We start from the raw sequence: 13280 nt of genomic DNA, 5'->3' as shown, positions 1-13280 counted from the left end.
GAATTAAAATGTATAACGTGCGCCTAACTGCACCTGGTAGCGCGATCCCATATAATCAATGGAATATGCTTTACCGGGGTTGGTGAAGGAATACACAGGGTATCCTTTGCCGCTCTGCGCCGGCGGGAATAATACCGGGGTAAGTCCCACGCTCGCTGTGCTGTTAAAGGTGTTGGGCGAAAAGTACTGGCGCCCCCATTCTGCGTTCAGCATATTCGTGAGGTTCACCATATCTGCCGTCAGCGTAATAAAATGGGCTTTCAGTTTCGGGAAATGAAATTCCTGTGCAAAGTGGAAGTCCGCCTGGATGTTCCAGGGCGTACGGCCCATGTTCCTTTCGGTGAATTTACCACGGCGGCCGCTCAGGTACTCGTTGCCATCAATATAGCTGTTAAATGCAGCCGCCTGTCGTGCAGCGGTTACACCATTCATATCCTGGAAGAAATCAACGGCTTCTTCTGCGCGCGGAATGTACGCCAGGCTCACCTGCTGCGGCAATCCCTGGATGCTGTTGTTCATGATGCCATAGGTAAAGGGGCTGCCCGACTGTGCCGAGCCAAACAGGCTGAAGGTGCTCACCAGTACATTGTTCCATGCTTTACGATAATTCAGGTTCAGCACGATGCGGTGACGGATATCGAAGTTGGAATAAGCGGCGCCCGGGTTGTTCGGGTTCAGCGCCTGGTTCAGCTGCCAGCTGCTTTCCATGGAGTTACGGATACCGTTGAATACATCCTTGCTTTCGCCAAAGGTGTAAGCGCCGGATACGAACAGGCCACTGTTAAAGGTTTTACTGGCAGTACCAGTAATGCTGTAACGGAAGCCCAGGTTCGTATTGCTTAACAGGTAAGCGTTAGAGAAAGCCGGGTTGATAGTACCGGAATAGATTGGTTGCTGGCGGTTTACGTCGTAACCGTAGTAACGCGCGTTATCGGAAATGTTCACCTGCTGGAAGTACACGTCTTTCAGGCTTTTGGTGATGATACCTTCGATACCGAATTTCCAATTGTCAGCCGTAGTGTAATCCAGCGCCAGGCTACCTCTTAATACCTGTGGCATAGAGAAACCATTGTCTACCAGGTCTACCTGTGTTTTACCGGCGTTCGGGTTGTTGGTTACTTCTCCATTTTGGGAAATGAAATCAGCAATGCCGTTCGGATTGGGCTTGATAGCGTCGGAACCATCTGCGAAAGGCTTCTGGTCGGCGCGCTGGTCAAATGAGCCATAGTTGATACCGTTGTTGTAATAAGCGTAGGCCAGCCATGCGAAGGGAATACGACCGGTAAACATACCGGCGCCACCGCGCAGGATCAGGCGCTGATCGCCCAGCCAGTCGTAACGGAAACCGAGACGCGGCGATATTTTCACCTGTGAGAAGAAGTCGTTGCGGATGCGGCTCAGCGGTGTGTAATGATACGTGAATCCGAAGTTAGGATCAGCAGCAGCATTACGCACTTTGTCACTCAGCTCAGGTTTCTCTGGCAGGTGGGTATAGTCTGCACGTAAACCGGGCATCAGTTTCAACTTGTCATTGATCTGAATTTCATCCTGCACATATACAGAAAGCAGGTTGATGTTGAATACCGCACCGGGGTTAGCCAGCAGGTAATCGCGGCTGTTGTTGGTATAGTTGTAACTGCCACGTACGCGGTATGGGTTGTTCGACAAATAGTCATCGATGCTCAGGTAGTCTACCCTGCCGTTCCATGCGTTCACAAAACCATAATCGATATGGTACAACTCGTTGTGCGTACCGAACAGGAAGTTGTGTTTGCCTTTGGTCCAGCTGAGGTTATTGGTGATCTCGATGGTGCGTTGCTTCATGTTAAAAATAGACGCCTCACGATCGGTGCCCAAATAAATGGTCGTACCTGGTGTACGGCCCTGGATTTGAACCTGCGGCAGGCTCGGATCGCTGGTCGGAGCGCGGAAGTCTTTTACAGAACTGTAACCTGCCACGAAGCTGTTGCTCAGCGCGTTGTTGAAACGGGCTTTCCATTCTGCCACGGTGCTGCTCTGGTTGTTCGTTTGTTTAAACGCCATGGAGCTAAAGCGGAAGTCCTGCTGATCGCGATCGAGGTGAATAGCGCTGGAACGGATGGTGTTATTGCGCACAGACAACTGGTGACGATCATTGATGTTCCAGTCGATTCGGTTAAAATATTTCTCCGAACGGGAAGCAGCGTTGTAAGCGCCACCGGTACCGGGATCGAAGATATTGCCGTAACGGCTGATCGTTTCGTTGCGGATCGCATCCGCGTCAGCGAAACTCAGGATACCCGCTGTTTCGGCCTTACCGGCCAGCAGTTGCGTGGGATCGGTACGGCGGGTTATTTCTTCATTCGTAAAGAAGAATAACTTGTTTTTGATGATGGGGAAACCGACACGTACACCGGCCTGGTAGTCCTGGAAATTGGAGTCCATCTTACCTAAAGTACCGGCTTTGTCTTTACCCGTGAGCGCTGCGTTACGTCCGAAGCCATATATAGACCCGCTGAAGGTATTGGTCCCGGAGCGGGTTACGGCGTTGATGGAACCACCGGTAAAGTTGCCGATCTTCACATCATAAGGCGCCAGGTATACCTGCATATCCTCGATCGCATCCAGCGATACGGGATTGGTGCGGGTGCTGCTGCCGGGCTGGCCACTGGTACCACTCTGTCCACCCATCGACGGACTGAATCCAATAGCGTCATTGTTGATGGCGCCATCGATGGTTACGTTGTTGTACCGGAAACTGGAGCCGCCGAAGCTGTTGTCTTTCGACCCCTGCGGCACCAGGCGGGTGATGTCCTGGATGCTGCGGCTAACGGTGGGCATGTTGTTTAGTTGTGTGCTGTTGATGTTCTGCCCTGCGCCATAACTGTTCGCTTGTGGTCCTGCCTTCCGGCCTTTCACGACCACCTCGCCCAGCTTCGTGCTTTCATCTGCAAGCGTGATGTTCAGCAATTGCGGCTCACCCAGTTTCACGGTAATCCCCTCGAAAGATTGTGGCTGCATGCCCATCATGGTGGCTGTAACGGTGTACGGGCCGCCGATACGCATGCCGTTGATGCGGTAACGTCCGCCTTCGTCTGTAATAATGGGGTAACGGGTGCCCGACGGTATGTGAACGGCAATCACCGTTACACCCGGCAGTGCTTCTTTTTTGGCCGACTGTACCTTACCGGTAAGTCCGCCCGCCGTTTCCTGTGCCAGCGCTGCGAAAGGCAGCAGCAGGAACAGGAGAACGAAGCGTATATGAGAATAGGTAAAGACTTTCATGATAAATGATCTTAGAAAACGATGATGATTATTGCGTGATGCGCAGCACCTGGTCGGTAATATGCAGTACGCCGTTGCCTGTGATAATATCCTGCTGTACCAGGTTCGTTACACTGGTATTCCCGATACCCTTCAGGCTGATGCCGGTAAAGGCCCCGGGCTTCTGGATGTCCGGGATCAGCGTTACGGTTACCGAACTGTTGTTAAGCATGCCCTGCCTGCCTTCGTTGGTAGACCCGATGCTAAGAATATAATCATTTACGAAGCGGCGGTCGGCCACCATCTGGTAGCGTAGCAACTCGCCCAATACCGCAGGATCAGCAGCCTCGATAGTTTCCAGTGTACCGTAACCGATAGCCGTCATGGCCTGGTTGCTCGGCGCATATACGGTATGTGGTGTATTGCCTTTCAGCAGTTCCGTCATACCGGCGCGTTGTAATGCCCGGTTAAACAGGGTGAGGTCCTTATTGGAAGCAATAGCATCGGCGATTGTTTCGTGTACATAAGGCTCCAGCATACGATCAATTACCTGCACTTTACCATTGGAGGCGTTTACCGCGGTGGATAACAGTCGGCTGCCGTTGATGGTGAGCACCGTATCCCCGTTCTTGATCCAGCGGGTTACGTATAGTTTGCCGCCGAGTGAACGGATTTCCTGGTTGAACAGGAACGGCATTTTATCGATCTCGTAATTACCTTCTACCATGTGATACCTGGCAAGACGGGCCACCCGGTCGTAAGCAGCGGTCAGGATCGCGGAGCTGTTAGCATAACCCGCTTTGGCGAACGCCTCATCGGAAGGAGAAAACAGTGTCATCGTTTGGTCACCGTCTGCACGGTCGCGTAAACCGCCACGCATCACTACCTGGTTCATTACTGTGAGGTTGAAGTTATCGGCCAGCACCTGTGCAATACGGTTGTTATCACGCTTTGCTGTATCGTCTTCTTTATCGCATCCCATCGCCATGATCGCAACGGCGCCGCAGGCGGTAAGCGTTTTTATATAGATGTTGATCTTGCTCATTATAATTGCACTTTATCAGAAAGAAGTAAGTGATCGACCACATGTACCGGGCCTTCGTAGGTCATGATATCAGCTTCGATGATCTTCGCCGCGGGCTTGTCGGCGCCTTTTACTTTCACGGTTACCTGGCCGCCCTCGCTGCCAAAATCCAGCGGAATGATGAAAGGCGGGATGTTGCTGTAAGGCTCCCTGGCGTTGACGGCATAATCTTTCAACAGGTCGTTTTTAAGATCTGTTCCAAACAACACGGCTGGCATCGCCCTGCCCGGGCCCCAGCTACCGCTCGGTGCATAGTAACGGCCAAGCATATGGTAGGCCAGCAGGGAATCACTTACGAAGTTATTGCGCATCTCAAACCAGTCCCAGTCGAAATAAGGCATAGAGCGTTCGTTCAAGGCCCACAGATCATCGAACGTATTGAACCCGGCATTGGCAAAGGCTTCGTTGGTGGGTGCAAAGAACATGTCATTGCCGATTTCGTTATACTGCCCCGGGTACAGCGGGTTAAAATAACCGCGCTCGTACATATATTCCGACAAGATGGGCCACTCCTCGTTCGTTCTGCGCACCAGCTCATAAAAGATGGAGAAGCGTGGATCACGCGCCAGCAGATCGATGATATGCTCTTTGGGCTTTTTCGTTACATGATTGATGGGCCATACGGTACCATTGGTAGCCTGCAACGGTTGCGCGTTTCCGGCATCTTTTCCATTGAGGAAAAGACGACCGTTGTTGATGCTCAGGAACTGACGGAAGCGAAGCGGTTTATAACCAGGCACACTGCTACCTACGTTAAGCAGGTATTCCTTCAGGGTGGCGTGTGTGAGCACCGTATTCATACCGGTGCTCATATTCAACGGCGCTACTGCCATCGAATCGATTTTTACGCCCAGAATATGGAACAACACCAGTGAGTCGATGTCCGTGACTACCGCACCAGCAATGGCTGCTTCGTCGTAACCGGCGGCGCGCATGGCGGCATCATCCGGTGCCAGTACGGTAAAGCCGGCAATACCCCGGCTGTGCAATACAGAGTCGGCGTGGCTACGCTGCCAGGCGGCATAAAACAATTTGTGAGTCGCTGATGCGCCAATCAGCACCTTCAAGTCGTATTTTGCAGTATCAGCAAAAGGCACTTTTTCGCCATAGGGCGCCTGCTGGAATTCTTCCTTTTTACAGGCGACGGCCAGCGTTAACAGTGCGAGTGCACAGATAATAAGTCTTTTCATGGTCATTAATTTTTCTCGGCTTCATTAGGGAGTACCGGGAAGTTGGGCAGGTGATGTACCAGGCCATTGTCCGTAAGATTGTCGATACGGCCGGCAATATTGCCGGTGATATCGCGCACGGCCTGATCCCAGGGCTGTTCGGGCGTAGCCGGCCTGGTAAACGTAATTGTTACGGTGCTGGGCAACTGGCGATAGGTATCTTTTTCACCTTTCAGGGCAAATTTGTAGGTATCGTTCGGGATAAAACCGGCAAAGCCACCGTTGGCATACAGTCGGCCTGCCGCCACAAAATCGGTCGCAAAGAAGCGTCTTCCGGGAATGATGTAAATACCGAACAGGCGTGCGCCGAGGTATTCATTTACGTTCACGTTCTGTACCCACTCAGCGGTAATACCACCCTTCTCCAATGCCGCATTGTCCGGTGCATACACCGTGCAGGTGCCTTCAAATGCCAGCTGGTCCCAATACCCGAATTTCTTCAGGGCAGCCACGAACACGCTGTATTCCGAACGTTTGTTCAACCAGTCTTGTACGGTGCCTGGTGTATATTTCATCACCTTATCGATTACATGCAGCATACCATTTTGCAGCGCCACATCACTCTTCACCGCAAATGCACCATTGATGTACAGGTCGCCGACAGGGAAAGCCGGACCAGCGGAACCATATGCCACGTAGGTAAAGAAGGGCTCACGACCTTCATATAAAGAAGCATAACGGGAGTCGAGGTTGTTCGCCGGTACGTCTGTTTTGATCAGACGGCGGCCCAGCATATGATAGTGCAGCATGTTACGCAGGCTGTCTTTATCCATCCCCGCAAAATCCGATGCACGGGTAATGCCCAGCTGAGCAAAGGCGGTATTGTTCGGCGCAAATACGGTATACGGCCCCGCACTGTTCAATTCTTCGCGCATGCCGGCATAATCAATGGCCGCCGCAAACATGGTGAGGTCATAGTTATTGCGGATAAAGTCACCCGCCAGGCGGAAGGTTTTGCTCGCATCCGGCACTTCCAGGTTATCGTGCTTGCAGGCGGCAAATATTGTGCTGATCAGCGCTACCATTACACACGCACGTATATTTATAAATACTTTTTCATGTTGATGAGGTTTAATAGATCGGGGCCTCGTACCTGCGCTGAACGGTAGTCAGGTAAGCCCGGCTGTTGATAATCTCGATTGTATTATAGTAGCGAATGTGCGCGGGTTGTACGTGCCGGAGTGAATGTTGATGTTAAGTCCCGGCATTTTCAATACACCACGCAGGTCCAGGTTACCGGTAAACTGCCCGTTGCCGTAGCAGCCCAGGAACGCATACGTACCGGCCGACTCAGTATCGTAGTTACCATATGGCATCTGGTCCGGACTAATCCCCGGCGCCAGAATAGAAAACAGCGTCATGAAATCGGTGGATATTTTATTGGACATCGTATCGGCAAACAGCGGGAAGCTGTAATAGTGCGCTACCTTACCGGAGTACTCGCGCTTGATATTCGCCAGATAGTTGAAATGATAACCCGGCAGCGTATTATAGGTAAACGGTTTGGTAAGCGACATCCACACGTTCATATCGTCGCGCATACCGTAACGTAGCATGCCATTGTCATTATCTCCCAACCCTTGCTTCAGTGACTTATCCGCCTCCCAGAAACCTTCCGCGCTGTAGTTATAGAAGTTCACATATACCATGGAGTCAGACATCGGAAGCTTGTGAAAGTTTTCTTCCCTTAACAGTACCGTATTTTCTTTCGTGATAAAGTTCTTCTGGAAAACGTGCAGGGTATATACATCCCTTTCGTTGAGCGTGAGCGTGGTATCGATCATCACGATCTTACGCAGCTTGGGCTCCAGTTGCAGGAAAGGCACATCGTTGGTCGGACGGATACAGAACATGATCCGGTGTTCACCGGAAGGCACCTGCGCCCAGCTGGACAGGTCAAATCCGTTTAATACGGGGCCTACCAGTACGCTTTCCTTACCGGGATATTCCGGGTTGCTTTTGGTGGTGCTTTCCCCTACGTGCGAAGGATACGGCGGCGCGTAGGTATCGCGCTGGTTCAGATAATCGCCAATAATGGCGGCGCCTGTCACCAGGCCGTCTTTATCCACAACGGGATCGATCAGCATGGTGAGGAAAGGGATCTGTTCGTCTTTGTTGGCAAGACTGATCCTAAAATTCAGCTCGTTAAACACGCGGAGATAAGCGGGACGCTCTATCTCTGTGTACTCCACCTTGCTGCACGCGCATAAGCACAGCAGGAAAGCGGACGACAGGAGCAGTGATAATCTCTTCATAACTATTACTTCGTGTGTTTTACAATAATCATTTTTGCTTGCTGATCGCCGGCACCGGCCAACTGACCGATGAGCGCCACGGTGTACACACCCGGCTCCTGCACTGGTTTCACGGGGCGTGTATAATGCTCCGGTTTAGCTATAAAATCGGAATTCTTCAACACAGGGATCGCTGTAATCCAGTTACCCGGCAACACGGTAGGTGATGAACGGAACGCCATGATCTGGTACGCTTGCGCAGCCTGGCCGCTCATATCGTAAGGCAGGTGCACAGGTACCTGTCCCGGTGCGAGGTTCTGCGCTGCGCCACCCAAAGGCTGCCCATTGGCGGCGGTAAATGTTGCATAGGGCAGATCGGCACACAGGTTGAGGAACCGTTTATGGAAGGGATAATTGTGTTTGAGCTGGGAGTATTGGCCGTCTTGGCCACTACCTGCGTCATAGCCAAAATAGAAAGCGCCGCTCAGGTTGTTGTTCACCAGCGCGATGGCTGGCTTGCCATCCGGCTTTTTATACAACCAAGCGGTATAGTTTAGGTTAGCTGCGGCGTCCAGGGACAGCGAAGCAAGTACGGTACCCTTTGCGTTTACTGCATCCACGGTGGTTTTACCCTGGATGTAAATGCTGTAATCCGTGTGGGCGCCGTAAGCTGCATTGCCTAACTTGTTACCATTTACGCGGAAACTTACCTGTCCTTCACCGGGCAACGCATGTACGCCTTGCATGCGATAGTAGTTCATATTTTCCGGCTCGCTGATGTCTGCCACCACGCGGAACACGTTCTGGTTCAGGCTCACGGTTTCACCCGGAAAATCCGCCAGGTAATAAGGCTGTTTAACAATGTTGGGCGCTACCACGATGGTATAAATACCACCGGGCTTGTAAGCGCGTACCGGCGCATAAGTCAAACCGGTTACCACGGTATGCGGAATGCCCTGGGTAGCGGTTATCAGCTGGGAAGTAGCCGGATCTATTACGTTGGTTTGTTCCGTGCTGTTGCCCCGGCTGTTGGACACTTCTGTACCCGCAGGCGTTAACACCTTGAACTGGTATGTACCGTATGGCACTTCTATGTAGGGTGAGTACTGGCGCACGTCCACATTGGAGGTTTGTGTGCTTACCGGCGTACCGTCGGCATAGGCCAGCGTCAGGGGTTTAGACAGATCCTCCGTAGGATCTAACCCCGGCTTGATCCTGTCCGCAATATTCAGCAGGCGGATCTTAAAATAACCGGGGCGTGCAGGCGCCGTTACATCGCGCGGCACTTCCATCACACGCTCCACTTTCTCCGCGGTGATGAAGTCGCCCCAGAGGATATAGTAGTCCATAGGCCTATTGGCCTTTTCTTCCACATTAAACGCAATGGAGTCGCGCGCCGCCTGGTAGGCGTAGTTGTCGGTACACACAAACGCCTTCCCGTTCTTCAAAAACTGGCGGGGAATAGTGAAGGTACTGCCCAACCCACCGTTTTCCGGGAACCATTTGGTACCATCGGATGCGGGCGGGGCCTGGTTGCCGGATGGTATAACGTACTTCCATTGGGTAAGGGTATCGCCGTTAATGATCAATTGGTTACTGCCCTTGATGTTAACGAGGCGGAGCAACGAGTTACCGCTTACGTCAGTATTAAAACGATTATCGTTAAAAAGTCTGCCTTCTCCTTTTTGCACGACAGGAGCATTCCTGAGCACAACAGCAGGCCCGCGGCAAAATGTTTATAATGCATATCTTCTCTTTTTAAAATGGATATTATAACAGCCTGTAAGTAAAGCCGGCCATGATTTCCGCACCGCGTTTAAAGCTGCGGTTCACATACCGGTTGCCATACCACAAACCACCGGTACCGGGATTCGCATATACCGTTTCGATTGCCGGGTTCAGGATATTCTTCGCATAGCCCTTAAACAGCAGGCGTTTGCCCAGTTGTTGTGAGAACACGAAATCCAGCATCGGCACCGGACGGGTATACAGATCGGGTTCACCGGTGAGGTTAATCTGGACCAGGCGCTCGCCTACGATGTTGAATGTAACGGTAAGGTCAGTGCCTGATGTGCTGTTCTTATAGTTTAACCAGCCATTGAGAGAGTACGGCGCCTGTTCAAACAGCGGACTGTTTTTAGGCGTGTGGCGGTCGAGTGATTTATTGGCGCTGTAACGCGCAGCTGATTTTTTGATGTTACTCTGCGCCAGCATCAGGTTGGTACCGATGAAAAAGTTCTTCAACACCGGTATCATACTGCCGAGGTCCTTTACGACTTCCAGCTCAGCACCCCACACGGTACCTGTGTTAGGATCGTTCTGGAACTGGATGGTGGGATACTCGGGGTATTTAGCGGCCAGACCTTCCGTCTTCAAACTAAATACTTTTACCAGCTGATTATTGATGCGTTTACCGAACGCAGAAGCAGAAATTACTTCACCGGGGTTCGGAAACCATTCCCAGCGAAAATCAGCATTCTCCGTATGCTGGTTCACCAGGTTCGGGTTACCTACTACAAGGCCCATCTGGAAGGCGTCGAACTCGAAAACATTGGTTAATTCACGCAATTCCGGACGCGCCAGGGTGGTGTTGTAAGCCAGACGGAAGTTCATATCCTTACGGTACGTATACGTGAAGTTCAACGCGTAGTAAGGCTTGTATCCTGTTTTGTATACCGTATTAGGGTTGATGAGCACTACCGGAATAGTGTTGCCGTTCGCATCTTTCGCGGTCAAAGCGGGGTCCAGGAAGATGTTGGAAGTATCTACCGCAGACTGGATATTCGTTTTCTCGAAACGCACACCACCGGCCAGGCGCACGTTCTCCAGCACATGGAGGTCGAGCATGCCATAAAAGGCATTGGTTTCGAAGAAGCCGTTATAGTTATTCGGTGACTTCTGGCTGTTGTACAGGAAACCGCCGATTGCATCAGCGCCTTCGCCGGTGCTGCCATTGGCCATACGGATACCCACGATTTCGGGGCTTACAAGCCTGTCTACGTTACCATTCACTTCGTACAGGGTGAGTGATTTGTTGGTAGCATAGTTAGAACCTGGCAGGAAGAAGAAGTTCTCGCGGAAAGTACGGTCGCGGTTCAGGTAGTTCACCCCTGTTTTAAACTCCTGTTTCTGTCCCAACAAACGGAAAGGGAATGCGATATCCGCCTTGTAGTTATAGTTAGTTTCGTCCAGCTGGCGCCAACGGCGACCGTTCGGCTCTGCCTGGATGATGCCGTAAGTACCGTAACCGTTTACGTAACCGGAGTTCAGCGCATACAGGTGATTGGTGTACACGGAGTCGCCGGTACCATTACCCGCGGTAACACTCGGACGGAAATAATGCCCGCCACCGCGCGGACGATAGTCCGTCATGGTGATAAAGCGGAAGTCCGGGTCGTTTTGCTTAGACGTGGAAGATGCCACGTTGTAGCTCAGTCGCGGAGAATAGTCGCCGGCAGTGAACTTATGCTCACCCTGCAGGTTAAACGTATTCAGGTTACGGCGCGTTTGTTTCAGGGAGTAAATGGTGTTGTAAACGGGGCCGGGCAGACCGGTGTACTGGTAGGCTCCGTACATGTTCACCGCCTGCGCTTCACTGCCCCAGCTACCCAGGTACTGCACGCTGATCTCGTGGCGTGGGTTAAAGCGGAACGTAAGGCCGGCAAGCGTGCCATAGTTCAGCGTTTGGCTGCCTGTGTTTTCTTTATAGGTCTGGTGTTTACCCATATAGAGGTTGTTCGGCGTAATATAGTTAGGGATAAATCGCGGACTATACACCTGCGGGTTACCGGTGATGACACCCTGGTACACGCTGTATTGGGTAAGGTCGCCACCATAAACGTCCGTGGTGCGGTTGTAGTAGTTGGCGCCGAGGATCACACCCAGCATTTTGTCTTTCCATACTTTATAGCTGTTGCCGAAAGTCATGGAATACAGCTGGTTTAGCGGAGCACGTTTGTAGCTGGTACTCATTACCGGATCAAAAGAGTGCATGATATTATTGATGCGCTGCGCTTCCTGGCGCATGGCCGGATCACCATTGCTGTTGTTGATCATCTGCTGGATCTGAATAAGGCCGCCAGGGTATTGTTTAGAGAGAGCCAGGAACTCGCTGGTGAGGTTTTTATCTTTCACCTTATCACCAAAGAAACCGAGGTCGCTGTTATAAAAACTGTTCACCTTTCCTCCCATACCGATGTTAGAGTTGAAACCGGTTTGCGCGATAATCTCAAATGTGGCTTTATCGGGAACTGATTTTGTTTTCAGTTCTACGATACCGGCCGCGGCATCTGCAGGTTTATCGGGTGTAACGGTTTTAAAGATGGTGATGTTATCGAGGAGGGATGCAGGTACCAGGTCCAAAGGAATGGCGCTGCGGTCGGGATCGGAAGAAGCGAGACGTACACCGTTCAGCTGGCCGATTACCGAACGGTCGCCCAGACCGCGGATGGCTACATACTTTTCGTCGGTTACCGTTACCCCGCTTACACGCTGCAACGCCTGTGTAGTGGTGATAGAGGCGGTTCTTTCGATCTGTTGTGCGGAGATGGCATCCTGTACAATAGCAGATGCTTTACGCTCCTGTAGTACGGTGATTTCCGTATTCGTTTTGCGGCGGGCCTGTACCGTTACTTCTCCCAGCTGGCGGCTGCTCGCGCTCAATTGGATGGTGATGCCGGAAGTGGCTTTCGTTACTTTTATCTCCTTATGCTCATATCCCATTAAAGAGAAGATCAGCGTGGCGCCTTCTTCGGGAATATCGAGGATAAAATTACCATTGGCATCGGAGGCTGCGCCGCCTTTGCCGCCTTTAATACGGACAGACACACCGAACAGCGGTTCTTTTGTTTTACCGTCGATAATGCGACCGCTGAACCGGATGGGTACGGGTTTGCGGTTTACCACTACGGCCATTGAGCAAACGATACTCAAGCTGGGTGCCGTTGAACACATCGCTCAGGGCATCTTTCACCATGATGCTTTCGTCGTGCAGGGTTACCTTTTTACCTTCGGCGGCCAGCAGGGCTTCCGGAAGTACAAAACGCACACCACTCTGCTGTTCAATGCGCAACAGGCTTTCTCTTACACTGGATTTCTCCAGGTGTAAAGGGATACGGGCCGATAAGTCCTGGCTCTTTACATGGCTGGCCAACAGCATACTTACGAACGTAAGCTGGGCCACCAGGAAGATAAACGAGCATTTCATCAGGAAATAAATTAAGTGTAAATGCTTGTTGGCGCCGCCGTGCTTTGGCACAGCCCCAAAGCGCCCGGGCACAGGTTCCACGAAAAATCCGAAAGGATCATTTTTTAATCCTTTTTCCATACTTTTGATTGTTGATGGTTATTCCGGCTCGGCCGGAAATCTGTTAACTTGGCGGGCCACTGTCGATCCTGAGAAAATTTTCAGCGGCCAGCATACATTCTGAGCGTTCCTGCCTGCAAGCGGGAACGTTTTGTTTTTAATAGTAGCGATAATTCATTACGGCG

Annotated in this window: 8 protein-coding genes; all 8 read right to left on the bottom strand. The window is 51.6% G+C overall.

What is annotated here, in order from left to right; all coding sequences use genetic code 11:
* Positions 1-3 precede the first annotated feature (3 nt).
* A complete protein-coding gene (locus MKQ70_RS03835) occupies positions 4-3264 on the bottom strand; it encodes a TonB-dependent receptor (protein ID WP_248068268.1) in 3261 nt (1086 codons plus the stop codon).
* Positions 3265-3292: 28 nt separating this feature from the next.
* The gene (locus MKQ70_RS03830) at positions 3293-4288 is read right to left on the bottom strand and encodes a fasciclin domain-containing protein (RefSeq protein ID WP_248068265.1); all 996 of its coding nucleotides are present in this window, start codon (positions 4286-4288) and stop codon (positions 3293-3295) included.
* Positions 4288-5517: a fasciclin domain-containing protein gene (locus MKQ70_RS03825; RefSeq protein ID WP_248068262.1), complete on the bottom strand. Its 1230-nt coding sequence runs from the start codon at positions 5515-5517 to the stop codon at positions 4288-4290. Before MKQ70_RS03825 ends, MKQ70_RS03830 begins: the two co-directional genes overlap by 1 nt.
* Positions 5518-5522: 5 nt before the next feature.
* Entirely contained in the window at positions 5523-6581 is a 1059-nt protein-coding gene (locus MKQ70_RS03820) for a fasciclin domain-containing protein (protein ID WP_248068259.1), read from the bottom strand.
* Positions 6582-6665: 84 nt separating this feature from the next.
* Positions 6666-7811 carry a hypothetical protein gene (locus tag MKQ70_RS03815; protein ID WP_248068256.1) on the bottom strand — a complete coding sequence of 382 codons (1146 nt, stop codon included), beginning with the start codon at positions 7809-7811 and terminating at the stop codon, positions 6666-6668.
* Between the two features lie 5 nt (positions 7812-7816).
* On the bottom strand, positions 7817-9481 hold the full coding sequence (locus tag MKQ70_RS03810) for a DUF4397 domain-containing protein (RefSeq protein WP_248068252.1): 1665 nt from the start codon (positions 9479-9481) through the stop codon (positions 7817-7819).
* 79 nt (positions 9482-9560) lie between these two features.
* Positions 9561-12704: a TonB-dependent receptor gene (locus MKQ70_RS03805; RefSeq protein WP_248068249.1), complete on the bottom strand. Its 3144-nt coding sequence runs from the start codon at positions 12702-12704 to the stop codon at positions 9561-9563.
* Entirely contained in the window at positions 12640-13116 is a 477-nt protein-coding gene (locus tag MKQ70_RS03800; protein ID WP_248068246.1) for a hypothetical protein, read from the bottom strand. The genes MKQ70_RS03805 and MKQ70_RS03800 overlap by 65 nt, the downstream gene beginning before the upstream one ends.
* Between the last annotated feature and the right edge of the window lie 164 nt (positions 13117-13280).

This window comes from Chitinophaga sedimenti, assembly GCF_023156195.1.
Classification (GTDB): Bacteria; Bacteroidota; Bacteroidia; order Chitinophagales; family Chitinophagaceae; genus Chitinophaga; species Chitinophaga sedimenti.
Note: the sequence above shows the minus strand (reverse complement) of the source record. Positions and strands in the feature narration are given on the sequence as shown.

Excerpts from the sequence above, each read along its gene's own strand:
- MKQ70_RS03835 (WP_248068268.1), bottom strand. The coding sequence starts at position 3,264 with ATGAAAGTCTTTACCTATTCTCATATACGCTTCGTTCTCCTGTTCCTG.
- MKQ70_RS03830 (WP_248068265.1), bottom strand. The coding sequence starts at position 4,288 with ATGAGCAAGATCAACATCTATATAAAAACGCTTACCGCCTGCGGCGCC.
- MKQ70_RS03825 (WP_248068262.1), bottom strand. The coding sequence starts at position 5,517 with ATGAAAAGACTTATTATCTGTGCACTCGCACTGTTAACGCTGGCCGTC.
- MKQ70_RS03820 (WP_248068259.1), bottom strand. The coding sequence starts at position 6,581 with ATGGTAGCGCTGATCAGCACAATATTTGCCGCCTGCAAGCACGATAAC.
- MKQ70_RS03815 (WP_248068256.1), bottom strand. The coding sequence starts at position 7,811 with ATGAAGAGATTATCACTGCTCCTGTCGTCCGCTTTCCTGCTGTGCTTA.
- MKQ70_RS03805 (WP_248068249.1), bottom strand. The coding sequence starts at position 12,704 with ATGGCCGTAGTGGTAAACCGCAAACCCGTACCCATCCGGTTCAGCGGT.
- MKQ70_RS03800 (WP_248068246.1), bottom strand. The coding sequence starts at position 13,116 with ATGGAAAAAGGATTAAAAAATGATCCTTTCGGATTTTTCGTGGAACCT.